We start from the raw sequence: 24208 nt of genomic DNA on the forward strand, positions 1-24208 counted from the left end.
CGCGGCGCCCGCTCAGCGGGACGGGAGCAGGTCGCGGGCGGCGCCCGCGGTTCGTACGGCGGCGGTGCGGAGGCCATCGGTGGCTCGGGCCCGCATGGGGGAGCGGTCGGCCACGGTTTCGTGGCAGAGCTCGTCGAGCTTGGCCGTGACGGCCTCAAGGGAGTAGTTCCGCAGGATGAAGTTCCGGGAGAAGTCGCCCAGCTCGGCGGCGGCCTCCGGGTGGGCGGCCTGGCGGATCTCGGCGATCAGGCCGCGGTTGCCCTCGTCGCCGTCGCCCAGGCCGTACATGCCGGTGTAGAGGAACTTGTCGGCGGTGGACGGGGTGAAGGCTGAGGCGAAGCCCTTCTCGCCGACCACGACCGTGGGCTTGGCGAAGGCGAGGGCGCGCAGCGAGGAGCCGCCCATGCCGACCACCACGTCCGCGGCGGCGTAGGCGGGGCGGGGGTCGGCCATCGCGCCCACCAGGAGGACGGCGGGGCGGCCCAGGACCTCGTTCACCGCGGCGGCCTGGGCCTCGATGGCGCGGCGGGCGGTGCCGTCGCCGACGATGACCAGGCGGAGCCGGGGGCTCTCGGCGCCCAGGGTGGTCATGGCCTCCACCGTGCGGCGGAGGCTTTCCAGCTTCAGGTGCTCGACCAGGCGGGAGACCGTCACCACGAGGATGTCGTCCGGGGCGAGGTTGTGCGTGGTGCGGAATTCCTTGCCCAGGGCGGCATCCGGGGCGTTCAGGTGGACGTCGACGGGGGGCAGCAGCAGGCCCAGGCGGTCGCGGCCGGCGGCTCGGGCCTGGTCGAGGAGCTCGTAGGTGCCGAAGGTGGTGCGGATCGCGCGGGGGATCAGGCGGGGCACGGCCATCGACATGACCGTGGCCAGCAGGGGGAGGCCGGTGGGCAGGTGTACGCCGTAGAAGGCGTCAAGGGTCTGCGTCCAGTCCCAGGCGTGGATCAGGTCGGGCTTCTCGTCGCGGACGGCCGCGCGCAGGGCGCGCATCCGGGCCGGGGAAGGGTGGGCGCCGGGCTCGGGGGCGGGAAGGAAGCGCAGGCCCTTTTCCGAAGCGAGGGACACCATCGGGCCTGGGGTCGCGAACAGGACCGGGTCGTAGCCGTGGTGGTCGCGCAGCGACGCGGCCAGCTCGATGGCGTTGACCTGGGTGCCGCCGACCTCGAGACGGTGGGCGTAGACGAGGATCTTCACGAGGCGTCCAGGTGGAGGAGGTCGGCCAGTTGGGCGGCGCGGCGGTCCCAGCTGTGCTTCCGGGCGAAGGCACGGCGGGCGTCGGCCAGCGAAGCGGTGCGGGGCACGGCCAGCTCGGCCTGTACGGCGGCGGCGAAGGAAGCTGGGGACGAGGCCAGGGTGACCAGGTCGGTGTCGAGCCAGGTGACCGCGGGCAGAGGCGTGGCCACGCCGCCGCGGCCGGCGGCGAGGTATTCCAAGGTTTTCAGCGGGAAGCTGGCCCGGTTGAACTCGTTGTCGGCGTACGGAGTGAGGCCGACGTCGATCAGGCGCAGGTACGACGGCATGTCGGTGTGCGGCTTGGGGCCGGTCCAGCAGACGTTGGGCCGCTGAGCGAGGGCGGTGAAGCGGTCGGCCTGGTAGCCGGGCGCGACCGGGCCGACGATGAGCAGGGAGACGCCGGTGTCGGCCACGGCTTCGAGCAGGGACAGGTCGATGCGGTCGTTGACGTGGCCCAGCAGGCCTGCGATGGGGCCGGAAAGGGGGACGTCGGTGGGGAGCGGGGCCTCGTCGACCGAGGCGTACAGGTCGGGGCGGCAGCCGTTGGGCACGAACTCGGCCGGGAAGCCGTCGCCCGCGTACCTCTTCTGCAGTGACTCCGAGACCACCGCGACCGCGTCGGACCGGCGCAGCGAGCGCGCCTCCTCGCGGAGCAGGCGCTCGCGGGGCAGACCCAGCATGCCGGCGCCGGCCACGAGGTCGTCGGTGGCGTAGAAGACGCGTCGCCGCGCGGGCATGTCGAAGCCGGGGTCCTCGACGCGGGAGGAGACCACGGCGGCGAGCGGAGCCGGGGAAGGATAGAGCTGTTCGACCGCCTTGAAAACAGCTCGCCGGACCATCGGAGGCACCAGGCGGTGCAGGCCGGGGCGGCTGTGGCCGGGCACGACCGGGGTCACCAGGTGGGCCAGGCGGGGGTTGAGGACCCGCAGGCGCGGGCCGTCCATCAGGCTGCCCAGCTCGGGGCGCTTCAACGCAGTGAGGGCCGAGACCGGTGGTTCCACGAAGAGGACCGGGTTGAAGCGGCTCAGCGCCGACGCCATGTTGCGGTCGTGGCCGGGTGGGCCGTCCCAGCGGCTGCCGGAGAAGTAGACGATGAGGTCGCCGCGGCTGCCCTCGAGCGTGGATGTGGTCACGGAAACCGCCTCATGACAGGGACACCGGGGTCTTGGTGTCGGCGAAGACGTTGCCGGTGAAGGTGTTGCCGGGGCCGTTGGCGTCGAAGTGCGCGATCGGGCCCCACTGGCCGACCTTCGGGAAGACGTCCTTGCCGAACGTGTTGTTCTCGATCCGGATGTTGCTGGACTGCCCGTGGTCGCCCTCGCCGCCGTACACCGTGTAGGCGCCGCCGGCCAGGTAGTTGCCGACGATCAGGGCGTTGCGGGCGACGCCGAAGTCCTGGAACAGCGCGATGGCCGAGGTCTGCAACTCGTCGTTGATGATCGTGTTGTGGCGGATCGTCAACGACGCGCCGGACGGCGGGCCCTCGGTCGACTGGATCATGTCGACGTGGTCGCCGTCGTAGACCTGAGGCGAGTGCAGGTAGCAGTCCTCGATGAGGCCGCGGTTGGTGGCGACGCCGTCGGCGATGCGCGAGATCTCGGTGCGTTTCACCGTGATGTGCCCGCCGATGTTGTAGATGCCCTGGTGCATGCTCTCGCTGCCGTTGCCCCGGATCTCGCTGTCCATCACCACGAGGTTGCTCGCGCCGGCGGTCTGCACGATGCCCCAGTCGGCCTTCCCGCTGTTAGTCACCCGGGTGTTCGAGATGACCACGTTGCTGGCCTGGACCGTGATGACGCCGGTGACGTCGAGCGCGTTGAGGACCGTGCCGTTCTTCGTCACGGTGATGTCGCCGCGCGCCTTGAGCTTCACCCCGGGGCGTACGCCGGTGTTCGAGGCGTTGGGGAAGGACGTGGGCCGGGCGGCGGCGGGCGGCGCCGCCGGCTTCGCCGACGTCTTGGCGGGCGCGGGCTTGGTGCTGGTGGCGGCGCTTGACGGTGGTACGGAGTTACTGGGCGACGGTGGCAGTGAACTGGGCACAGCCGACGGCGGCACGGACGGCGCCGTCGCGGCGGTGGTCACCGGGCCGGAGGCCGAGGGCGACTGCCCGCCGACGATGGCGCCGGTGGTGCGGGGCGGCTCAGGCCGGGTGCCGATCACGACGAGCGCGGTCACGACCGCGACGGCGAGAGCGCCGGCCAGAATGATCAGGCCCCGCTTCGGCTCGCGGAGGTGACTGCCAGGGTCGGTGGTCATCGTGCTCCCTCATCGATGCGGTACACGTCCTGCGGAACCCTAGCGTCGTCCCGTGATCAACTGGGATACGGAATGTGTCAGTCATCCGCGGATCACCGCCGGCGACCAGGCGTCCTGCACCAGTACGCGAGGCTTGCCCGTTCCGTCCGCCGGCACGGCCCACACATCGCTGGTGGCCGCGCCGCTGTCGTTGGTGCGCGGCAGGCCGTACAGCACCGTGCCGTCGTCGAGCCACTCGGCCTGGTCGTCGACGCTGTGCGTCTCTGCCAGCACGGTCTCCTGGCCGGTGCGCAGGTCGTAGACGGCCAGCCGCCACTCGCCGTTCGGGAGGTCGCCGTGCTTCTTGAAGGCGATCCGGGTGCGGTCGGGGGAGAGCGAGGGGCATTCCACGTCCGTACGGAGGGAATCGAGCCTCTGCTTCGACAGGCTCCCCTTGACCAGCCAGGTCTTGCCGCCGGAGGCGGCGGTCGCGTAGAAGGTGTCGTCGTCGGCGAACGTGACGCCCCACAGGTTGCGGTCGGCCGCCGTGACGCGCTTGCCGTCCACGTACAACTTGAACGTCTCGAGGTCGGCCGAGTCCTTCCCGCCGATGCGGGTGACCAGCGTCCGGGTCGAGAACTGGCCGACGGTGGCGTAGGAGTCGCCGTAGACGAACGTGGTGGTGACGGCGAGCGCTCCGTCGCGGGAGAGCCGGACCCGGCTCGGCAGGCCGGTCAGCGGCAGGTCGCCGGTGGCCTTCCAGCCGTCGTCGAGGACCTGCGCCTTGTACGTGTTCGTGATGCCCCGCCGGGCCGACAGGCAGACCGTGCGGCCGGCCGCCGAGTAGGCCCGTTCGCAGGACACGTCGGTCAGCGCCCGCGGCCCGCCCGGATCGCTCAGCGGAACCACCGCGAGCTTGCCGTACCCGTTGCCCAGCGCGGTGTTGCGGAACAGCAGATGCGGCCCGGCCATGGCCGTGGAGAGGTCGGAGACCGGCACGGCCGGGGCCGCCTTGGCCTCCGACGCCTGCTCGCGCTGCACCCGCAGCACGTAGACGCCGGCCGCCGCCAGGGCGAGCACGACGATGCCGGCCAGCACCGCTATCCGGATGCGAGTGCTCACGCGCGGGCCTCGCTGAGCTTGTTGTCCGAGGGCCGCAGCAGCATCCAGGCCGCCGGCAGCGCGCAGGCGAGCAGCACCCCGACGACCAGCAGCGCGTTGCCGCGCCCGATCAGCACCCACAGGCTGCCGAAGGCGAGGGCGGAGACGAAGCGGGACAGGGCGACCACGGTCTGCGCGGCCGCGATGCCGCTGCCCCGGGTCTCCTCGCTGACCAGCCGGCTGACCAGCGCCGGCAGCACGCCGTCGGTGGCCGCGTAGTACGTGCCGAGCAGCAGCAGGACCAGCACGGTGGTGGCGATGCCGCCGAACTGGCCGCCGGCCGCGAAGTAGGCCGCGAGCAGCGCCACGTGCCCGCCGACGAAGACGCGGGCCCGGCCGACGCGGTCGGCCAGGCGGCCCAGCGGCAGCGCGAAGGCCAGATAGGCGACGTTCGTTCCCACGTAGAGCAGCGGGAACAGGCTGGCCGTCAGGTCGTCGCGCTGCTGGATGGAGAGGTAGAGGAAGCCGTCGCCGACCGTCAGCACGCCGAGGAGGGCGGTGGCGATCAGCGGCTTGCGCAGGCCCCGGCCGGCCAGCTCGCGGAAGACCACGCGCAGGCCGGTGCGGGCGGTGGCGGCGTGGGTGCGCATGTTCGGCACGAACAGCAGCAGCACGGCCAGGCCGACGATCGCGAAGGCGAACGAGACCACGAAGACCGAGTCGTAACTGCCCGGAACCATGGCCAGCAGGGCGAAAGCCACCAATGGGCCGAGCACCGCGCCGATGGTGTCGAGCGTGCGGTGCACGCCGAAGGCCCGGCCGAGCTGGGCCGGGTCGCTCGAGGCGGCGATGAGCGCGTCGCGCGGCGCCGTGCGCAGGCCCTTGCCGAGCCGGTCGGCCGAGATGACCGAGACGATGGTGGCGAAGCCGTGCGCCGGGAGCAGGGCGATGCGGCTCAGGGCGGAGACGCCGTACCCGACCACGGCGATCCATTTGGGGTGCCCGTTGCGGTCGGCCGCGTAGCCGCCGCCGATCCGGACGACCGCGCTCACGCCCTGGTAGAGGCCGTCCACGAAGCCGTACGCCAGGTAGCCGAGGCCGACCTGGGTGGTCAGGTAGAGCGGCAGAACCGCGGCGACCATCTCCGAGGAGACGTCGGTGAACATGCTGACCACGCCGAGGAGCACCACGGTCGTCGCCACCCGTCCGGCGGTGCGGCCCGGCTGGGCTGCCGGCCGGTCGCGTACCGAGACGTACACGTATTGCCCTGCCTTTCCCGAAGTTGCTGGATTGCTCCACCACCCTTTCGCATAACCGGGTGTCAGCGGCAGTCGGCCGTCCGGTCGAGGCTGACCATCCGAGGGTTCGTCCACGGTGGCCGTCCGGCGTGTCCTTGGGCGAGGATCCGACACAGGGTGGTGTCGATCGACCGGCCCCGCGATACTGCCAGCGTGATCAGCGTGGTTGTCCCGGCGCACAACGAGGCGCCCGTCATCGGCCGGCTGTTGCGGTCGCTCGTGTCCGGCGCGCAGCCGGGCGAGATGCAGGTTGTGGTGGTGCCCAACGGGTGCACCGACGACACCGCGGCGGTGGCCGGGGCCTTCGGCCCGCCCGTCGAGGTGGTCGACTTGGAGCGGCCCGGCAAATACGCGGCGATGCGGGCCGGTGACGAGCGGGCCACCGGCAGTGAGCTCGTCTATCTCGACGCCGACGTGGAGATGGACGCCGAGGGCGTCCGCCGGCTGGCCGAGGCCCTGCGCGAGCCGGGCGTGCTCGCGGCCGCACCCGAGCGGGTCGTTCCGACCGCGAAGTCGTCGTGGCCGGTCCGGTGGTACTACGACGTCTGGCAGCAGCTTCCGGTGGTGCGCGAGGGCCTGTTCGGCCGGGGCGTCATCGCGGTGACCGGCGAGGCCCGCGAACGGCTGCGGGCGGTGCCCGACGTGATGGGCGACGACCTGGCCGCCTCGGTCGCGTTCAGCGCTGCGGAGCGCCGGATCGTGCCGGGCGCGCGAGTGGTCGTACACCCGCCCCGGACCCTCGGCGATCTGATCCGGCGGCGGGTCCGCTCGGTCACCGCCACGACGCAGCTCCAGCAGGCCCTGCCGGACGCGGTGGACGAGGCCCGTACCACCAAGGCCGATCTGATCGGGATCGTCCGGGCGAATCCCCTGGCCGCCCCCAAACTGGCCGTCTTCCTGGCCGTCACGCTCGTCACCCGGCGCCGGGCCAAGCGGGCCGTGCGCGCCGGCGACTTCACGACCTGGCTCCGAGACGAAAGCAGCAGGACAGCATGAGAGTCGCGGTAGTAGTAGTCACCTACAACAGCGGCGCGGTGCTGCCGGGCCTGCTGCGCTCGCTCGGCGACGGGCTCAGCGGCCTCGATTGGGGCCTCTATGTCGCCGACAACAACTCGGCCGACGACAGCGTGGACATCGCCCGCGAGCTCGTCCCGAGTTGCCACGTCGAGCAGACCGGGCGCAACGCCGGTTACGCGGCCGCTTTCAACGCCGCGCTGCGCGTCGCCGATCCGTACGACGCCGTCCTGCTCTTGAATCCCGACGTGCGGCTGACGCCGGGTTCGGTGGCCAAGCTGGCGGCCCGCCTGGAGAAGTCGAACGTCGGCATCGCGGTGCCGCGCATCCTCGGCGAGGACGGCCACGTGGCGTTCTCGCTGCGCCGCGAGCCGACCGTGCGCCGCGCCCTGGGCGAGGCCGTGCTGGGCCAGCGGGCCGGCCGCTTCCCGGCGCTGGGCGAGACGGTGCTCGACCGCGAGGCCTACTTCACCGACGGCACGGCCGACTGGGCGACCGGCGCCGTGATGCTGATGTCGCGCGCCTGCCTCGAGGCGTGCGGGCCGTGGGAGGAGCGGTTCTTCCTCTATTCCGAGGAAACGGAATTCGCCCTGCGCGCCCGGGATCGTGGTTTCGTGACCGAGTTGGTGGCCGATGCCGAGGTTGTCCATATCGGAGGCGAGTCGCGGGTGTCGCCGGCATTGTGGAGCCTGCTGACCGTCAACCGGGTCAGGCTCTACCGAATGCGGCATTCCGCGCCCGCGGCCGCCGTGTACTGGTCGGCCGTCTTCCTCCGCGAGGCGTCGCGAGCTGCGCTGGGACATCAGCGCAGCCGTCGCGCCGTGACCGCGCTCGTCCGGCCGGCCAGCCTGCCCTTCCCGCCTTCGAATTAATTGAGAAACACCTGAGAAACGTCTGACTCTTAGCGTTCCGCTCGTCATTCTTTCACTCCTTTCTGGGGAGAAATGCGTGCACGGAACACTTAGGCGCGTTTTCGGTATCGCTCTGCCGGTGGTCGTCTCGCTCGTGGGCATCGCCGCCCCGGCCACGGCGACCACCACCACCAAGCCGGCCTCCCTGCCCGACCCGACGGCCCGCGGGCCGTACGGTCACCAGGTCATCCAGGAGGCCAAGTTCGGCCTCGCCACCATTCAGGAGCCCAACTCCGACGGCGCGGCGCCCACGGCGGGAACGTCGCAGGCGCCCATGGACGTCGAGATCCGCGGCCAGCTCTACATGCCCGACTGGAAGAAGCGGACCCAGCCGTCGCCGCTGATCGTGCTGGTGCACGGCAACCACGGCTCCTGCGACTCCGGCCAGGACTCGGCCACGGCGACGTGCGCGCAGTACAAGCACAACGAGAGCGGCTACGCCTATCTGGCCGAGAACCTCGCGACCTGGGGCTACACCACGTTCTCCATCTCGCAGGACCAGCTGATGATGCGGCAGGACAACGCCAAGGGCAAAGGCATGCACAACCGCCGCATGCTCCTGTCGGCCGCGCTCGACGCCATCACCGCCGCCAACAAGGCCAAGGGCCTGCCGGTCGACGAGCACACCACCGTCGGCAAGGCCCTCGCCGGGCACCTCGACATGACCCGCATCGGCCTGATGGGCCACTCGCGCGGCGGCGACGCGGTCACCAACTTCCTCGACTACAACCGCATCCGCACGGACGGGCCGCGCTACCCGATCAACGGCGTCATCTCGCTCGCGCCGACCGATTACGAGCGCAAGGCGCCGTACGGCATGCCGTTCATGACGATCCTGCCGATGTGCGACGGCGACGTCTCCAACCTGATGGGCGCCCGGGAGTTCGAGCGTTCCCAGTACGTCAACCCGGGCGATCCGTTCCCCCGGATCCAGGTGGAGCATCTCGGCGCCATCCACAACTGGTACAACTCGGTCTGGTACGCCGACGGCGGCGCCGACGGGCAGGCCAACAACGACGCCGCGTGCGGCAACTCGGCCCCGTTCGCGACCACCAACGTGCACCCGAACAACCTGCGGCTCAGCGGCGCGGCCAGCTACACCGACCCGGCCCTGAACTACGCCATCGACAACGCGGACCCGCTGAACCGGGCCACGAACACGAAGATCTCGGGTGACCCGCAGCGGATGGGCGACCAGGAGAAGCTCGGCCTGGCCACGATGGCCGCGTTCTTCCGGCGGTACATCGGCGGCGAGGGCGCGTTCGAGCCGTACATGACCGGTGAGCTCACGAACACCTCGTCCAAGCTCCAGGTGCCCGCGAGCGCCTGCCCGACGAGCGCCTCGGGCACGGCCATCCCGTGCCAGGAGAGGGTCAACACGACCTACTTCGCCGGGGCCGGCGCCCGGGTCGACCTGATCCGTCCCGAGGTGGAGAACCCGCTCACGCTGAACGCGCTCGGTGGCTCGCTGTCCGGGTCGGGCTTCGCCGATCCGTACGCCCAGGCGGCCGGAGTGACCACCAAGCCGGCGGCGACCCCGCAGGGCTTCGACTGGTGCAACCCGGAGCCGCAGGACTTCGCCCCGGCCCAGCTCGGCAAGACCGGGCTGCCGGCCGCGGCCAAGCAGTGCCCGCTGCCCGCCGCAACCGCGCTCGGCGGCCAGAACGGCACCCGCGAGAACGCCCCGGTCAACCACTCGTACGGCCGCCAGCTCACTCTCGCCTGGGAGCAGGGCTCGGCGGCGAGGCTGACCGCGCGGATCCCGGCCGCGTCCAGGAACATGAAGGGCCTGGAGTCGCTGGCCCTCGACGCCGCGGTGAACTTCTTCGACACCCGCAACCCGGGCGCCGACAACCGGGGCGACAACACCCGCGACACGACGGTGAACGGCACCGCCGCCAGCCCGGTCTGGCCCAACGAGAAGCCCACCTCGTACGACCCCGCGTCCACCACGCAGGACTTCGTCATCGCGCTGAAGGACACGACCGGCCGTGAGGCCGTCGTCGCGGCCGGCGACCCGCGCTGGGGCAACGCCCTGCACATGTCGACCGGCACGAACACCCCGAACACGCACATCGTGCTCGACCAGATCCGGGTCCCGCTGACCGAGTTCGCCCGGCAGGGCGTCGACGTCGGCTCGCTGGCCTCGCTGGAGCTGCGCTTCGGCACCGGCGCCATGCCGAAGTCGGGCTCGATCCAGCTGGCCGACGTGCGCTTCCAGGAGAGCGCCTCCGGCGCCCAGATCCTCTCCGACGGGACGACCAAGGCGAACGGCGCCGGCTACGGCCGCTACAACCTTGGTGGTACGACTCCGGCGGCGACCCTGGCCGCGTACGACAACGCGCCCGGCACCATCGCCCTGAAGGACAGCGGCACCGTGTGGACCGTGGACGACGACCGCCAACAGTGCCCGAACGCGCAGTTCACGTCGGTACAGACGGCCGTCGACTACGCGTCGCCGTGGGACACCATCGTTGTCTGCCAGGGCATCTACCAGGAGTCCTCGACCCCGGTCAATCACAACTCCAACCCGGTGCAGGCCGGGGCGAAGAACGGCCTGACCATCACCAAGCCGCTGAAGATCAAGGGCGCCGGCGCCGACAAGGTGGTCATCGAGCCCGACCAGTCGCTGACGACCCTGGCCGGCGACCAGCCGTACCTGCGCGACGGCGGCGGCAACGTCATCACGGTGTCGCGGCAGTCGCTCGGTTCGACCGACACCAATGAGATGTTCGTCGACATCTCGGGCGTCACGGTCACCTCGGGCAAAGTGGAGGCCGAGGCGGGTGTCGCCTACTTCGGCGCGGCCGGCCGCCTCAGCAACAGCGTCGTCAAGGCCGGCGCCTGGGGCGTAGTCAAAACCGGAGTAATCCAGGGCTCCGGCCCCGGAACTGTCGAAAGCGAGCTCACCGTGGCCGGCAGCGTGGTCACCGGCGGCATCCTGATCGACGGGGCCCGCGGCAAGGACGGCGCACCGGAGAACACCGTCCGCAGCGGCATCCGCAACCACGGATACGTCAGCCGGACGATCGTCACCGGCCCGGTGAAGTTCACCTACGGCGCCGATGGTTTCGTCAAGGACAGCCGGGTCTCCGGTGGTGTCGTCCTCACCGACGCCGGCACGGTCAGCACCCCGAAGTCGCGCAACCTGCCGACCGGCGTGGGCCGGGTGGCCGACGCCCGCCCGGCCGCGGCGATCGTCGACGTCAAGGTGGGCGAGGCGGTGCGCCCGCTGGTGCGGGCCACCGACGACTTCGCCGTCCGGTCGGTGACGTTGCTGGCCGACGGGGTCAAGGTGGGGACCACATCGGTCTCGCCGTACGAGTTCTCGTGGATCCCCAGCGCCCGGTACGCCGGCCGTAAGGTGACCCTTCTGGCCCTGGTCACCGACTCGTCCGGCAACGTCCGGGTGTCCGCGCCGTCAACGGTGACGGTCGCCCGGAGGTAGCCCCGCTGAACGAGGAGGGCCCGCCGTACGGCGGGCCCTCTTTCGCTGGCTCGGCCATCGGCCGAAGGTGTGATAGCGCGGCCCGAAACGTCGAATCCGCATTGACCATTCTGAAAGAGGCGTCTGCCGTACGGTCGGAGTAATCGGAAGGCTCCGCGCGAATCGCCCGTAACGGCGAGTCAGCAACCCGTCATACCTTCCGGCGGGTGGATCGTCCTCAGTAGCCTCAGCGTCGGCCACGCAAAAAACGTTGGCGGGCACCCTGATCCAGCCCGCCGGTCGCCCTGCCTCCGGAAGGACGCCATGACGTCAGCACCAGCGAGATACGTCCACCTCGACGGCGAGACGATCGACCTGACCAACCGGCTTCTCGCGCTCGCGTCGCGCGGATTGCCCACGATGTACCGCACCGAAACGGACGAGTTCGCCTTCACCAGGGTATTCACGGCCGAAAATGGCTCGGTGAGTGCGCATTTGTCCGGAACGAGCCTCCGCTACGCCGCGATCGTGGCGCTCGGCGTCGCCTGGCTCCCGGCCGACCAGGTGCCCGCCCTGCTCGGCGGCCACGACCTGGAGAAGTTCGTGGCCCTGCTCGTCGACCGGCAGGCGACGAGCACCAACCTGGGCGACATCGCGCTCGTCGCGTGGGCGGCCGCCCAGATCGGGCACCCGCGCCTTCCCGAGGCCCTGGAGCGGCTGCGGACGTCCGACCGGCGTACCGCCCCGGAGTACGTGGTCGAGGCGTCCTGGGTCGTGGCCGCGCTGGCCACCGCCCGCAAGCAGGCCGATGTGGAGGAGCACCTGGCACAGGCCCGCCGGCGGCTGCTCGACAGCGTCCGGCCCGGCAGCCCGCTGTTCCCGCACGCGACCGCCCCCGGCCTCGTCAAGGCGTACCGCGACCACGTCGCCTGCTTCGCCGACCAGGTCTACCCGATCCAGGCGCTGGCCCGGCTGCACCAGTCGGCCGACGGCGGCGACCCCGAGGCCCTCCAGGCGGCCCGCATCACGGCCGAGCAGATCTGCCGGCTCCAGGGACCGGACGGCCAGTGGTGGTGGCACTACGACGCCCGCACCGGCGGCGTCGTCGAGGGCTACCCGGTCTACACCGTCCACCAGCACGCGATGGGCCCGATGGCGCTGCTCGACCTGGCCGAGGCGGCCGGCGGCATCACCGACTTCGACGAGCCGATCCGCAAGGGCCTGCTGTGGCTGCTCGGCCCGGCCGAGCTGGGCGACGCTGAGAACCCGATGCTGCTGGACGACGAAGGCCTCACCGTCCGGAAGGTCTTCCGTGGCGACCCGCGCAAAATCGTGCGCGCGGCCCACACGGTCACGACCCGGGCCCGCTCCGGTCTGAAGCTCCCGGTCATCGACCGGGTCTACAAGCCGCTCTCGCTCGACCGCGAGTGCCGGCCCTACGAGTTCGGCTGGCTCTACTTCGCCTGGCTCGCCTCCGTGGAGGTCCCGGCGGAAGGGATCGCGCGATGAGCACCACGACCACCGCCGCCGAGGGACGCCGCGACCTGTTCGGCGTGCCGCTGGACGCGCTGACCCTCGAGGAGACCGTGCAGCGCTGCCTCGACTCGGTCGGCAAGGGCGAGCTGCTCGAGGTCGGCGTCGTGAACGCGGCCAAGATCGTGAAGATGCGCGGCGACGCCGACCTGCGCGACGCGGTCACCGGCTGCGGCCTCATCGTGGCCGACGGCCAGTCCGTGGTCTGGGCCAGCAAGGTGCTGCGGCAGCCGCTGCCCGAGCGGGTCGCCGGCATCGACCTGTTCCAGCGGCTGATGTACATGGCCGAGCTGCGCGGCCACTCGGTCTACTTCCTCGGCGCCAAGCCCGAGGTCCTCGAGACCATGGTCGAGCGGGTCCGCAAGCAGCACCCGAAGCTGAAGATCGCCGGTTACCGCGACGGCTACTACGCCGCCGAGGAGTCGGAGGCGGTGGCCGACGGCATCAAGGCCAGCGGCGCCGATCTGCTCTTCCTGGGCATGACCTCGCCCAAGAAGGAGGTCTTCGTGGCCACCTACGGCGCCCGCACCGGCGCCAAGGTCGTGCACGGCGTCGGCGGCTCCTTCGACGTGCTGGCCGGCGTGGTCAAGCGCGCGCCGGCCGCCTGGCAGCGCGTGGGCTGCGAATGGCTCTACCGGGCACTGCAGGAGCCGCGCCGGCTTGGGCGCCGCTACCTGACCACCAACGTCGCCTTCGTCGGGCTCGTCGCCCGCGAGTGGGTGCGGACCGTCCGGCCCGCGCCGGTCGCCGAGCGCAACTAAAGGGGAAAGCACCATGCGAGTTGTCATCGCCGGCCAGGGATACGTGGGGCTGCCGCTGGCCGTCCGCGCGGCCGAGGTCGGTCACGAGGTCGTCGGCTTCGACGTCGACACCGTCCGAGTCGGCCGTCTCGTCGAGGGGGAGTCGTACGTCGAGGACATCCCGGCCGAGCGGCTGGGCGCCGTCCTGTCGGGCGGTAACTACAAGGCCAGCACCGATCCGGCCGACTGCGCCGGCTTCGACATCGCGGTCATCACGGTGCCGACGCCGCTGCGCGACGGCGCGCCCGACCTGTCGTACGTCGAGGCCTGCTCCGAGATGCTCGGCGGCCACCTGCGCCCGGGCGCGCTGGTCGTGCTCGAGTCGACGACGTATCCGGGCACGACCGAAGAGGTCGTCCTGCCGATCCTGGAGAAGGAGTCCGGCCTGACCGCCGGCGTCGACTTCCACCTCGGCTTCAGCCCCGAGCGCATCGACCCCGGCAACCCCACCTGGGGCCTGGTCAACACGCCGAAGGTCGTCTCCGGCCTCGACGAGGAGTCGCTCAAGCGGGTCAAGGCGTTCTACGACAGCGTCGTGGAGACCACCGTGACCGTCACCTCGATGCGCGAGGCCGAGCTGGCCAAGCTCATCGAGAACACGTTCCGCCACGTGAACATCGCGCTGGTCAACGAGATCGCGATGATCTCGCACGACCTCGGCATCGACGTGTGGCAGGCGATCGACGCGGCCTCGACCAAGCCGTTCGGCTTCATGCGGTTCACGCCCGGCCCCGGCGTCGGCGGCCACTGCCTGCCGATCGACCCGTCGTACCTGTCGTGGCGGGTGCAGCGGGCCCTGGGACAGAGCTTCCGCTTCGTCGACCTGGCCAACGACATCAACAACCACATGCCCGACTACGTGGTGCGCCGGCTCATGGAGGCGCTCAACCGCCGCCAGCGCTCGGTCTCGGGCAGCCGGATCCTCCTGCTGGGCCTGGCGTACAAGAAGAACACCGGTGACGCCCGGGAATCGCCCGCGGTCCGTGTCGTGCAGCTGCTGCGCCAGATGGGGGCGGAGGTCCGGGTGGCCGACCCGCACGTGGTCGAGGCCGTGCACGGCGCCGACGACCTCACCATGGTCACGGCCGACGCCGAGGAGGTGCGTGCCGCCGACGCGGTGGTGCTGCTGGCCGACCACGACGAGTTCGACTACGACATGATCGCCCGCGAGGCCAGTTGCCTGCTCGACACCCGGCGGCGCGTCTCCGGTGACACGGTCGAGGTGATCTGAGCATGCCCCGGATCATTTGCGTGGCCGGGGCCCGGCCGAACTTCATGAAGGTCAAGCCGGTGATGGACGCGCTCGAGGCGCGCGGCGCCGAGGTGGTGCTGGTGCACACCGGCCAGCACTACGATGCCGCGATGAACGACGTGTTCTTCACCGATCTGGGGCTGCGCAAGCCCGATCGCCACCTCGGCACCGGCTCGGGCAGCCACGCCGAGCAGACGGCCCGGGTGATGCTCGCCTTCGAGCCGCTGGTCGACGAGCTCGAGCCGGACGCGGTGGTGGTGGTCGGCGACGTCACCTCGACGCTGGCCTGCGCGCTGGTGGCGGCCAAGGCCGGCATCACCGTGGCCCACGTCGAGGCCGGCCTGCGCAGCCGCGACTGGAGCATGCCGGAGGAGGTCAACCGGCTCGCCACCGACCGGCTCAGCGACCTGCTGTTCGCCCCGTCGCCGGACGGGGTCGACAACCTGCGGGCCGAGGGCTATCACGAGGACCAGATCCACCTCGCGGGCAACGTCATGATCGACACCCTGCACGCGAACCTCGACCGGGCGCTCGGCTCCGACGCGCTGCACCGCCACGGGCTCACCCCGGGCGGTTACGCGCTGGCGACGCTGCACCGTCCGGCCAACGTGGACTCCCCGGAGATCCTCGGCGCGCTGATGGGCGCTTTCGGCGAGGTCGCGAAGGAGCTTCCGGTGATCCTGCCGGTGCACCCGCGCACGGCCGCCCGCCTCGAGACGGCCGGCCTGCCCGAGGGCATCCGGCTGATCCCGCCGGCCGGATATCTCGACTTCATCGCGCTGCAGGCGTCGGCCCGGATGGTGCTGACCGACTCCGGCGGCATCCAGGAGGAGACGACCGCGCTCGGCGTGCCGTGCCTGACCACGCGCGACTCGACCGAGCGGCCGATCACGCTGACCGAGGGCACGAACATCCTCGTGGGGCGCGATCCGGAGCTCATCGTGGCCACGGCCCGCCGGGTCCTGGCCGATCCGCCGGCCAAGCGGGCCCCGGCCCTCTGGGACGGCCACGCCGGCGACCGCATCGCCGACGTGCTGCTAGCGCACCTGGCCGCGCCGGTCCGGCTGCGCCCGACCGACGCCCGGGACACGGCGGTCGCGCCCGCCTGACAGGCAAGGGAAACCGGCCCGGCCCCCTCGCGGGGACCGGGCCGGATTTCGTTGTGCTGCTTTTCAGTACGCTCCGGAGCTGCGGGCCACGGCGCTGACCGTGCGGGCCAGGATGGCCAGGTCCATGGAGAGCGACCAGTTCTCCACGTACGTCAGGTCGAGCCGGATCGACTCCTCCCAGGAGAGGTCGGAGCGGCCGGAGACCTGCCAGAGACCGGTGAGGCCGGGCTTCACGGCCAGGCGGCGGAGCATGTCGGACGGATATCCCGCCACCTCGCGGGCCAGCGGCGGCCGGGGGCCGACCAGCGACATGTCGCCCTTGAGCACGTTCACCAGCTGGGGCAGCTCGTCGATGGAGAACCGGCGCAGCCAGCGGCCGATCGGCGTGATGCGCGGATCCTTGCGCATCTTGAAGAGCTCGCCGTCGGTGTCGTTGAGGTTGCGCAGCTCGATGAGGCGGGCCTCGGCGTTCACGACCATGGTGCGGAACTTGTAGAGGGTGAACAGCCGGCCGTCCTTGCCGACGCGCTCCTGCCGGAAGATGGCCGGTCCGCGCCCGCGCGGGTCGAACGCCACCATCGCCGCCACCGCGGCCAGCACCGGTGAAGCGAGCAGCAGCAGCACGAAGGCGCCGACCCGGTCGAAGGCGGCCTTGACGAGCCGGGCGCTGCCCTTGAGCCGCGGGTGCTCGACGTGCAGCATCGGCAGGCCGTCGACCGGGCGGATCGTCGTGCGGTCGCCCGCGACGTCGACCAGCGTGCTGGCCACGATCAGGTCGATATCGTCGCGTTCGAGCTGCCACGCCAGGCGCCGCAGGGCCGGGCCGTCGATCTCGGGGCAGGAAAGCACGACCACCGTGTCGGCGTCGGAGCGGGAGACCGCCGCGGCCACGCCGTCGAAGGTGCCGTAGACGGGCGGGAGACCGAGCACGAAGCCCCCGCGGCTCGGGCCGGCGGGCAGGCAGGCCCCGATGACGTCGAGGCCGTGGTGACGCTCTCGGCCCAGCCGGCGGGCCATGTCGGCCACCGCCCGCTCGTGGCCGACCAGGATGACCCGGTGCAGGTGCCGGCCGCGGGCCCAGGTGCGGTGCAGGAGCTGCCGCAGCGCGAATCGGCAGGCGAGGCCGACGGCCACCGCCAACGGCATCGCGATAATCACGTAACCGCGGGCCAAACGCAGGTCGAAGGCGAACGAAACAATGGCCAGGACCGCGGTCAGCGCCAATCCCGAACGGAATACGCGAGCATACTCGTCGGTGCCGACGAACAGGTGACGGGGCTCGTACGCGCGGTTGAGGGCGAGGCAGGCCAGCCAGGCAACAGGAATGAGAAATGTCAATAGAAAATAGCCGGTGGCGAACGGATCCCGGTTCGGCGTGCCGAAGCGCAGCAGCAGCGCCGAGTTGGCGGCCGCCAGCCCTACGGCGAAGTCGATGAGGTAGAGGGCCAGCACGTACTTGTTCTGCCACCCGGCTCGGGCCCGTCCGGCCTGTGGGCGGCCGTTGAGCTGCGGAACTCTGTCACTGAGGTCAAGGGTCGACACTGAATCGACTGTCTGCACTCCGTGCCTCCGTCATCGACTTTCTTCGATCAATGCCCTGGGCCCCGACGTATCGGACATGCCGGACACGCGGCGCTGCGGGTTACCCGCCGGACACACACGAGAAAGACTTTCGAACGCGCGGCCATCGCGCTACGCCTTTCCGTGTGAGTCCGATGACGGTTCGGATGAGGGCGATGAAGAAACAGTCTCCAAAGTGGTCACATCGGACTATCTTCGGTTCTCGTCCTGCATGCCCGCACACCGTCTCGGAATTGCTTGCCACATACCAACTGAACGGCCGCGGGTCAATCGTCCGGCGGGGATGGATGAATGTCTTGAACCCGACCAAGGGTTGCGGTGAATTCGCGGCACTCGTCGTAGCGCGGCAGCAGCCCCGCGGCACGCGCCTCGGCCAGTGTCGGCGCGGCCGCGTCCTTGGGCGACAACAGGGCCGCGCCGGCCGGCCAGTCGATGCCGAGCTCGGGGTCGAGCGGGTGGACGCCGTGCTCGTGGCCGGGCCGATAGGTGGCCGAGCACAGATAGGTGACCGTCGCGTCGTCGGAGAGCGCGCAGAACGCGTGACCGAGGCCCTCGGCGAGGTAGACGGCGCGGCGCTCCACGTCGTCGAGCGGCACGGCCTCCCAGGCGCCGAAGGTGGGCGAGCCGACCCGCAGGTCGACCACGACGTCGAGGACCGAGCCGGACACGCACGTCACGTATTTCGCCTGTCCCGGCGGCACATCGGCGAAGTGGACACCGCGCACGACGTCGCGCGCGGAGGTGGAGAGGTTGGCCTGCCTCAGGTCGAGCGAATGGCCCACGGCCTCGGCCAGGCGGTCGAAGCGGTACCACTCGAGGAACGTGCCACGGTCATCGCCGTGCTGCACGGGGGTGACCTCCCACGCGCCCTCGATGCTCAAGGGGCGGATCTTCACCGGGGACCTCCCATGTCCAGCAGGCGTTCAAGATACTGGCCGTAACCGCTCTTGAGAAGCGGCTGGGCCAGCTCGCGGAGCCGATCGTCGCCGATGAAGCCGAGGCGCCACGCGGCCTCCTCGACGCAGCCGATTTTCAGGCCCTGCCGCTCCTCGATGACCCGCACGTATTCCGAGGCCTGGACCATCGACTGGAAGGTTCCGGTGTCGAGCCAGACGGTGCCCCGGTCGAGCACGGTGACGTCCAGCCGGCCCTGGCGCCGGTACTCCTCGTTCACGGCGGTGATCTCGAGCTCGCCGCGCGCGCTCGGCACGAGCTTCTCGGCGATGCGCACCACGTCCGCGTCGTAGAAATAGAGCCCCGGGACGACGTACGTCGACTTGGGCCTGACCGGTTTCTCCTCGATCGAGAGGACCTTGCCCGTGTCGTCGAACTCGACGACGCCGTAACGCTCGGGATCGGCCACGGGATAGGCGAAGACGCGGCCGCCCTCGGGCTCGGCAAAGCGGGTGAGCTGCCGGCCCAGGCCGACACCGTGGAAGATGTTGTCGCCCAGGATCAGGGCCACCGGGTCGTCGCCGATGAACTCGGCCCCGATCCGGAACGCCTGCGCGATGCCCTCCGGGCGCGGCTGCACCGCGTAGGTCAGGGCCAGCCCGAACTGCGAGCCGTCGCCCAGCAGTCGCTGGAAGTGCGGCTGGTCCTCGGGCGTAGTGATGATCATGATCTCCCGGATCCCGGCCGACACCAGGGTGGTCAGCGGGTAGTAGATCATCGGTTTGTCGAAGATCGGCATGAGCTGCTTGGACATGGCCATGGTGATGGGCCAGAGACGTGAGCCGGTTCCCCCGGCGAGCAGAATTCCTCGCACCCGCGCAGGTTACGCAGAGTGCGGCGCACGTCTACACTCGCCAGCCGTGCACATTTTCGTGACCGGGGGTGCCGGTTTCATCGGATCGGAGTACGTCCGCGCCATCCTTCAGGATGAATACGCCGACGTCACCGTGCTCGACCTCCTGTCCTATTCGGGCAATCGGGCCAATCTGCCGCTGTCGCATGAGCGACTGCGCTTCGTTCAGGGCGATATCGGCGATGCTGCGCTGCTTCGCGAACTTCTGCCGGGACACGACGCGATCGTCCATTTCGCGGCCGAGTCCCATGTGGACCGGTCGATCCAGAGCGCCACGCCGTTCGTCACCACCAACGTGCTGGGCACGCAGGTGCTGCTCGACGAGGCGCGCCGGGCCGGGGTGGGGCGGTTCCTGCACGTCTCGACCGACGAGGTGTACGGCTCGATCGACGAGGGCTCCTGGACCGAGACGTGGCCGCTGGCCCCGAACTCGCCCTACGCCGCCTCGAAGGCCGGCTCCGACCTGATGGCGCTGGCCGCCCACCGCACGCACGGCATGGACGTGGTGGTGACCCGCTGCTCGAACAACTACGGCCACTACCAGTTCCCGGAAAAGGTCATCCCGCTGTTCGTCACCAATCTGCTCGACGGCAAGCAGGTTCCGCTCTACGGCGACGGCGGCAACGTCCGGGACTGGCTGCACGTCTCCGACCACGTCCGGGGCATCCAGCTCGCGCTCACCAAGGGCCGCGCGGGCGAGGTCTACAACATCGGCGGCGGCACCGAGCTCTCCAACCGCGACCTGACCGGCATGCTGCTGGACGCCTGCGGCGCCGGCTGGGACATGGTCCGGCCGGTCGAGGACCGCAAGGGCCACGACCGTCGCTACTCGCTCGACATCACCAAGATCTCGGAGGAACTGGGGTACGCCCCGGCCGTCACCCTGGCCGGCGGCCTGGCCGCGACGGTCGAGTGGTACCGGTCGAACCGCGAGTGGTGGGAGCCGCTCAAGGCCCGGGCCGGCCTCTGATGCGCTGGCTCGTCACCGGCGCCGGAGGCATGCTCGGCCGCGACCTGTCCGCCGCCCTCTCGGCGGCCGGCGAGACCTTCGTCGCCGCGACCCGGGCCGATCTGGACATCTCCTCCTCGTCCGACGTGCTCGCCGCGGTCGAAGGCGCCGACGTGGTGCTCAACGCGGCCGCCTGGACCGACGTCGACGGCGCCGAGGCCGACGAGGAAGCGGCCACCGCGGTGAACGGGCACGCGGTCGCCGTCCTGGCCGCGGCCGCGGGCAAGCGCCTCATCCACGTCTCCACCGACTACGTCTTCGACGGCACGGCCACCTCGCCCTACCCCGAGGACGCGATTCCGGCTCCGGTGAACGCCTACGGCCGGAGCAAGGCCGCGGGGGAGCGGGCCGTCCTGGCCGCCGGGGGCACGGTCGTGCGCACGGCCTGGCTCTACGGCGAACACGGCAACAACTTCGTCCGTACGATGCTGCGCCTGGCCCGCGAACGCGACACCGTCGACGTGGTGGACGACCAGACCGGGCCGCCCACCTGGTCGTACGCCCTCGCCCGGCAACTCGTCGCTCTAGGTTTGTCACAGGCCGACCCGGGCATCTACCACGGCACGGCCGCCGGCTCCACCACCTGGTTCGGGCTGGCGCGGGCGGTCTTCGCCACGGCCGGTCACGACCCCGGCCGCGTACGGCCGACGACCAGCGACCGTTTCGTCCGGCCGGCCCGGCGCCCGTCCTACAGCGTCCTCGGCCACGACCGCTGGGCCGCGACCGGCGTGGCCCCGCTGCCCGGCTGGCGCCCGATGCTCGAGGAGGCCATGCCGTCGCTGCTCCGCTGACTCCACCCGTCGTCGAGCTGCGGCCGCTCACCCCGGCCGACGCCGCGACGATCGCGTCGTGGTCGCGGGACCCGCGCTTCGTGGCGGCGGCCGAGTGGACGCCCGGCCTCACCCTGGACACGCACCTCGCGTTCCAGCTCCACATCGTGACCGGCCCGCCGGCCGGCCTGATCCGGCTGGCCGCCGTCCACGCGGGCGAGCTGGTCGGCTACGTCGACCTCCAGGGTGAGGAACCGCACCGGCGCGAGCTCGGCTACGTCATCGGCGACTCGAGCCGGTGGGGCAAGGGCTACGGCGGCCAGGCCGCACGGGCCGGGCTGGCCTACGGCTTCGGCGAACTCGGCCTCACCGAGATCTGGGCCGAGGCGCTCACCGGGAACATCGCGTCGATCCGGATCCTCCAGCGCCTCGGCATGACCGAGATCGATCACGGCACTCCCGGCCCGTACCGTCGCTTCTCGGTGACAGCGGGTTCCGGCCGGGCTCCCGGCTTGCCACAATGCGGTCATGGACGATGAGGAACGGATCGGCAGGCGAGCCTTCTTCGGCCGGGTGCTGCTGGCGGCGGGCGGCGTCGCCACGGTGCTCACCCTCTCCGGCTGCCCGGGCGGCGACGGGGACGACGACGATGACGACGGCGGCGACGACGGGGACGACGACTGAGCGGCACTCAGGCCCGGGCCGTGTAGAGCCACGCGTAACGGCGTAGCACGACACGGTCGCGGGCCTCGAGGTCGGCGAGCAGCCGGGCCCGGAAGCGGGCCCGGTGCTCGTCGCCGAGATCGTCGAGGAATTTGCGGGTGCCGTGCGTACGGAACCACTCCCACAGGGTCTCGGCCCGGTCGACCGGGATCTCCACCCGCAGGTCGGTCTCCTCGGCCGCGGTGAAACCGGCCGCGGCCAGGGACGCGAGCTCGTCGAACGGCGCGCCCATGCCCCCGCCGGGCGGAAGGTGCTGGGAGAACTCGGCGAACAGGGCGTTCGCGCCGTCGGCGAACTCGAAACCGTCGGGCACGCGTCCCGGCGTCGTGAAAGCGAACAGCCCACCCGGCTTCAGGACGCGGCGCACCTCCCGTACGGCCGAATCGGGGTTGTCCAGAAGGTGCATGACGAGCCCGGCGGTGACCACGTCGAAGGTGGCGTCCGGAAAGGGCAGGTGTTCGGCGTCGACGACCGCGACGGGTACATGCGGGGCCAGCAGCTCGGCCATGCGAGGAGCGGCGTCCGTCGCGGTCACCGTGAAACCCCGGTCGCGGGCGGGAAGCGCGATGGCGCCCCGGCCCGCGCCGACGTCGAGAAGGTGGCCGCCGCCGCTGGGAAGCCGCTCGGCGACGAGGCGGCCCAGCTCGGAGAAGAAGGGCAGCACCTCGTCGTAGCGGTCGGCCACACGGTCGAAGAGTTCGATCACTGACTCGGTCACAGCCAGATGTTGTCATGCTCCAGATAGAAGGCGGTCTTCTCCTCCTCGCTCATCTCGCCGAGGTGGGCCAGGCCCTCGAAGTAGCCCTCGCGGGGCGCGCCCGGCGAGAAGTGCAGCAGCATCGAGACCGGCGCGCCCGAGCGGTTCTTGAACGCGTGGATGCCACCCGGCGGGACGTGCACGTAGTCGCCCGGCGAAGCCTCGATCCAGCGCTCTCCGTTGTAGATGCTCATGACGCCGTTGAGGATGTAGAAGCTCTCGGCCAGCGAATGGTGGAAGTGCGGGTCGGGGCCGGTGACGCCCGGACCGCACTCCCAGCGGTAGAGGCCGAACAGCCCGTTGGTCGAGGCGCCCGTGGACAGATAGTGCACGCGGGTGCCGTTTGTCGGATAGACGAGCTCCGGGGCGGTGCCGTCCGGGCGGTAGGTCGCGCTGACCTCGCCCTTGTCCCCGTGATAGAGCGGCGGAGGATACGTCATACCGTTGATTGTCCCTCGTCGATCACCGCAATGCGGGGAAGACGGTGCCGGCGATGAACGCGCCGGTCAGGGTCCCGGCGACGACCTGGGCCGGCGTGTGCGCGGTGAGCCGCACCCGCGACCAGCCGATCAGAGGCAGCAAGAGGGTGCTGAGCAGGGCCCACGGCCCGTAGACGGCGACCAGCACGGCGACCGTGCCGGCGGCGACCCCGGCGTGGATGGACATCTTCCAGAACGCGGTGACCGCGCCGAAGACCAGCAGCCCGGCCACCCCGGCGATCATCAGGGCGAGCAGCGACCGCGGCGCCCCGAGCAGGACGAGCGCGGTCAGCCCGACCGCCACCGAGCCCACCCCGAACAGCAGCGGGGCCTTCCGGTGGGCCCTTTCGGGGATGTGGTGGTCGGCCCAGTCGCCGCGGCGGACGCCACGGAAGACGTACGCCATGGGGATGCCCGCGGTGAAGACGGCGGCCGGCACACCCCACCAGCGGCCCACCACCAGCAGCAGGGCGGTGACCAGAACCGCCGGGGCGAAGACCTCAGTGATGACACGGGCGAGGGTGTTTTGTTGCGATGTCACGAGCGAAACGATAGGTCCCGCCCGTTTCGGGTATGTCGGGAACCATGACCAACCACACCGGATTCCTGCGCCGCCCGCACCGCGAGCAGCCCGTCTGGCTGTACGTCATGGTCGGCCTGCTGCTCCTGCCCCCGATCGCGTTGCTGGCCGCGGACGGCAAGGACTACTCGTTCGTCACGGCCCTGCTGCTGTTCGTCCCCGCCGCGACCGCCCTGACCGGCGGCCTCTACGCCCTGCGCTGGATGGCCCGCCACCAGGACCTCCCGCGGGACTAGCCGCGTGTCACCGCGCTCACGGCCACCCATGGTCCGGCCGGAGCGCCAGACGCCGGTGATTGCTAGGCCGGGCCGCATGACACTGAGACGTTCCAAGCCCTTCCGGCCGGCTTTCGACCCGACGGAAGCGCGCCAGGAGCGCCGCCTTCGCGGATGGCGATCATCGCGGACGGTGTCAGGTGGTCAGGGAGTTCAATGCACCGCGGAGGCTTTCCGTGAGCCGTCTTCCTGTCCCTGGACGGCTCCTTTGGTATGGCGACCGATGTCGTCGTTGAGTTGTTTTCCCGACGGCGATAGAATGGTCGCGGTGGGCGCCGTGCAGCTGTTTTAGTTTTGTCCGGCGCCGGTGGCTA

At 70.8% G+C, this 24208-nt stretch carries 23 protein-coding genes; 12 read left to right on the top strand and 11 right to left on the bottom strand.

Annotated features, from left to right (window positions below; genetic code table 11):
• Positions 1-12: 12 nt before the first annotated feature.
• The 5 genes from ACFY36_RS46300 to ACFY36_RS46320 all read right to left on the bottom strand — a co-directional run bounded on the left by ACFY36_RS46300 (position 13) and on the right by ACFY36_RS46320 (position 5828).
• Entirely contained in the window at positions 13-1194 is a 1182-nt protein-coding gene (locus tag ACFY36_RS46300; protein WP_499752309.1) for a glycosyltransferase family 4 protein, read from the bottom strand.
• Complete coding sequence (locus ACFY36_RS46305; RefSeq protein WP_499752310.1) at positions 1191-2366, bottom strand: glycosyltransferase; 1176 nt, start codon at positions 2364-2366, stop codon at positions 1191-1193. The genes ACFY36_RS46300 and ACFY36_RS46305 overlap by 4 nt, the downstream gene beginning before the upstream one ends.
• Before the next feature lie 10 nt (positions 2367-2376).
• A complete protein-coding gene (locus ACFY36_RS46310; protein WP_499752311.1) occupies positions 2377-3489 on the bottom strand; it encodes a right-handed parallel beta-helix repeat-containing protein in 1113 nt (370 codons plus the stop codon).
• 81 nt (positions 3490-3570) lie between these two features.
• Positions 3571-4590, bottom strand: a complete 1020-nt coding sequence (locus tag ACFY36_RS46315) for a TolB-like translocation protein (protein ID WP_499752312.1) — start codon at positions 4588-4590, stop codon at positions 3571-3573.
• Positions 4587-5828, bottom strand: a complete 1242-nt coding sequence (locus ACFY36_RS46320; protein ID WP_499752313.1) for an MFS transporter — start codon at positions 5826-5828, stop codon at positions 4587-4589. Before ACFY36_RS46320 ends, ACFY36_RS46315 begins: the two co-directional genes overlap by 4 nt.
• Positions 5829-6020: 192 nt before the next feature.
• Here ACFY36_RS46320 and ACFY36_RS46325 point away from each other — a divergent pair, with 192 nt between their 5' ends.
• The 7 genes from ACFY36_RS46325 to wecB all read left to right on the top strand — a co-directional run bounded on the left by ACFY36_RS46325 (position 6021) and on the right by wecB (position 15913).
• Positions 6021-6863 carry a glycosyltransferase family 2 protein gene (locus tag ACFY36_RS46325; RefSeq protein ID WP_499752314.1) on the top strand — a complete coding sequence of 281 codons (843 nt, stop codon included), beginning with the start codon at positions 6021-6023 and terminating at the stop codon, positions 6861-6863.
• Entirely contained in the window at positions 6860-7753 is an 894-nt protein-coding gene (locus ACFY36_RS46330) for a glycosyltransferase (RefSeq protein ID WP_499752315.1), read from the top strand. The genes ACFY36_RS46325 and ACFY36_RS46330 overlap by 4 nt, the downstream gene beginning before the upstream one ends.
• A gap of 76 nt (positions 7754-7829) precedes the next feature.
• The gene (locus tag ACFY36_RS46335; RefSeq protein ID WP_499752316.1) at positions 7830-11240 is read left to right on the top strand and encodes an Ig-like domain-containing protein; all 3411 of its coding nucleotides are present in this window, start codon (positions 7830-7832) and stop codon (positions 11238-11240) included.
• Between the two features lie 303 nt (positions 11241-11543).
• Positions 11544-12728 (top strand): hypothetical protein, encoded by a 1185-nt coding sequence (locus ACFY36_RS46340; protein WP_499752317.1) that lies wholly within the window; start codon positions 11544-11546, stop codon positions 12726-12728.
• Positions 12725-13513, top strand: a complete 789-nt coding sequence (locus ACFY36_RS46345) for a WecB/TagA/CpsF family glycosyltransferase (protein ID WP_499752318.1) — start codon at positions 12725-12727, stop codon at positions 13511-13513. Before ACFY36_RS46340 ends, ACFY36_RS46345 begins: the two co-directional genes overlap by 4 nt.
• Before the next feature lie 13 nt (positions 13514-13526).
• Positions 13527-14783 carry a nucleotide sugar dehydrogenase gene (locus ACFY36_RS46350; protein ID WP_499752319.1) on the top strand — a complete coding sequence of 419 codons (1257 nt, stop codon included), beginning with the start codon at positions 13527-13529 and terminating at the stop codon, positions 14781-14783.
• Between the two features lie 2 nt (positions 14784-14785).
• The gene (wecB, locus tag ACFY36_RS46355; RefSeq protein WP_499752320.1) at positions 14786-15913 is read left to right on the top strand and encodes a non-hydrolyzing UDP-N-acetylglucosamine 2-epimerase; all 1128 of its coding nucleotides are present in this window, start codon (positions 14786-14788) and stop codon (positions 15911-15913) included.
• Positions 15914-15976: 63 nt separating this feature from the next.
• Here wecB and ACFY36_RS46360 read toward each other — a convergent pair whose 3' ends face one another.
• The 3 genes from ACFY36_RS46360 to rfbA all read right to left on the bottom strand — a co-directional run bounded on the left by ACFY36_RS46360 (position 15977) and on the right by rfbA (position 19262).
• Positions 15977-17455, bottom strand: coding sequence for a sugar transferase (locus ACFY36_RS46360; protein ID WP_499752321.1), 1479 nt, complete (start codon positions 17453-17455; stop codon positions 15977-15979).
• Positions 17456-17760: 305 nt separating this feature from the next.
• Complete coding sequence (locus ACFY36_RS46365; protein ID WP_499752322.1) at positions 17761-18390, bottom strand: dTDP-4-dehydrorhamnose 3,5-epimerase family protein; 630 nt, start codon at positions 18388-18390, stop codon at positions 17761-17763.
• Positions 18387-19262, bottom strand: a complete 876-nt coding sequence (rfbA, locus tag ACFY36_RS46370) for a glucose-1-phosphate thymidylyltransferase RfbA (protein ID WP_499752323.1) — start codon at positions 19260-19262, stop codon at positions 18387-18389. Before rfbA ends, ACFY36_RS46365 begins: the two co-directional genes overlap by 4 nt.
• Positions 19263-19308: 46 nt before the next feature.
• Here rfbA and rfbB point away from each other — a divergent pair, with 46 nt between their 5' ends.
• From rfbB to ACFY36_RS46390, 4 genes are read left to right on the top strand one after another with little or no spacing between them, the layout of a single operon-like run.
• Positions 19309-20271: a dTDP-glucose 4,6-dehydratase gene (gene rfbB / locus ACFY36_RS46375; RefSeq protein WP_499752324.1), complete on the top strand. Its 963-nt coding sequence runs from the start codon at positions 19309-19311 to the stop codon at positions 20269-20271.
• A complete protein-coding gene (gene rfbD, locus ACFY36_RS46380) occupies positions 20271-21101 on the top strand; it encodes a dTDP-4-dehydrorhamnose reductase (protein WP_499752325.1) in 831 nt (276 codons plus the stop codon). Before rfbB ends, rfbD begins: the two co-directional genes overlap by 1 nt.
• A 17-nt stretch (positions 21102-21118) precedes the next feature.
• Positions 21119-21619 (top strand): GNAT family N-acetyltransferase, encoded by a 501-nt coding sequence (locus ACFY36_RS46385; RefSeq protein ID WP_499752425.1) that lies wholly within the window; start codon positions 21119-21121, stop codon positions 21617-21619.
• Positions 21609-21764 (top strand): hypothetical protein, encoded by a 156-nt coding sequence (locus ACFY36_RS46390; protein WP_179855559.1) that lies wholly within the window; start codon positions 21609-21611, stop codon positions 21762-21764. Before ACFY36_RS46385 ends, ACFY36_RS46390 begins: the two co-directional genes overlap by 11 nt.
• A 7-nt stretch (positions 21765-21771) precedes the next feature.
• On the opposite strand, the gene ACFY36_RS46395 is transcribed toward ACFY36_RS46390, so the two are convergent.
• Genes ACFY36_RS46395 through ACFY36_RS46405 form a run of 3 tightly spaced genes read right to left on the bottom strand, consistent with a single transcriptional unit; the run spans position 21772 to position 23580 of the window.
• The gene (locus tag ACFY36_RS46395) at positions 21772-22521 is read right to left on the bottom strand and encodes a class I SAM-dependent methyltransferase (RefSeq protein WP_499752326.1); all 750 of its coding nucleotides are present in this window, start codon (positions 22519-22521) and stop codon (positions 21772-21774) included.
• Positions 22518-23000, bottom strand: a complete 483-nt coding sequence (locus ACFY36_RS46400) for a cupin domain-containing protein (RefSeq protein WP_499752327.1) — start codon at positions 22998-23000, stop codon at positions 22518-22520. The genes ACFY36_RS46395 and ACFY36_RS46400 overlap by 4 nt, the downstream gene beginning before the upstream one ends.
• 22 nt (positions 23001-23022) lie before the next feature.
• Positions 23023-23580 (bottom strand): phosphoesterase PA-phosphatase, encoded by a 558-nt coding sequence (locus tag ACFY36_RS46405; protein ID WP_499752328.1) that lies wholly within the window; start codon positions 23578-23580, stop codon positions 23023-23025.
• A gap of 44 nt (positions 23581-23624) precedes the next feature.
• Here ACFY36_RS46405 and ACFY36_RS46410 point away from each other — a divergent pair, with 44 nt between their 5' ends.
• On the top strand, positions 23625-23855 hold the full coding sequence (locus tag ACFY36_RS46410) for a hypothetical protein (protein ID WP_499752329.1): 231 nt from the start codon (positions 23625-23627) through the stop codon (positions 23853-23855).
• Positions 23856-24208 lie beyond the last annotated feature (353 nt).

This window comes from Actinoplanes sp. NPDC000266 (assembly GCF_042899005.1).
In the GTDB taxonomy this organism is placed as follows: domain Bacteria; phylum Actinomycetota; class Actinomycetes; order Mycobacteriales; family Micromonosporaceae; genus Actinoplanes.

Bases quoted from the DNA above. Each gene is read 5' to 3' on its own strand.
- ACFY36_RS46310 (WP_499752311.1), bottom strand. From the start codon at position 3,489: ATGACCACCGACCCTGGCAGTCACCTCCGCGAGCCGAAGCGGGGCCTG.
- ACFY36_RS46330 (WP_499752315.1), top strand. From the start codon at position 6,860: ATGAGAGTCGCGGTAGTAGTAGTCACCTACAACAGCGGCGCGGTGCTG.
- ACFY36_RS46340 (WP_499752317.1), top strand. From the start codon at position 11,544: ATGACGTCAGCACCAGCGAGATACGTCCACCTCGACGGCGAGACGATC.
- ACFY36_RS46345 (WP_499752318.1), top strand. From the start codon at position 12,725: ATGAGCACCACGACCACCGCCGCCGAGGGACGCCGCGACCTGTTCGGC.
- ACFY36_RS46350 (WP_499752319.1), top strand. From the start codon at position 13,527: ATGCGAGTTGTCATCGCCGGCCAGGGATACGTGGGGCTGCCGCTGGCC.
- wecB (WP_499752320.1), top strand. From the start codon at position 14,786: ATGCCCCGGATCATTTGCGTGGCCGGGGCCCGGCCGAACTTCATGAAG.
- rfbD (WP_499752325.1), top strand. From the start codon at position 20,271: ATGCGCTGGCTCGTCACCGGCGCCGGAGGCATGCTCGGCCGCGACCTG.
- ACFY36_RS46390 (WP_179855559.1), top strand. From the start codon at position 21,609: ATGGACGATGAGGAACGGATCGGCAGGCGAGCCTTCTTCGGCCGGGTG.
- ACFY36_RS46400 (WP_499752327.1), bottom strand. From the start codon at position 23,000: ATGACGTATCCTCCGCCGCTCTATCACGGGGACAAGGGCGAGGTCAGC.
- ACFY36_RS46410 (WP_499752329.1), top strand. From the start codon at position 23,625: ATGACCAACCACACCGGATTCCTGCGCCGCCCGCACCGCGAGCAGCCC.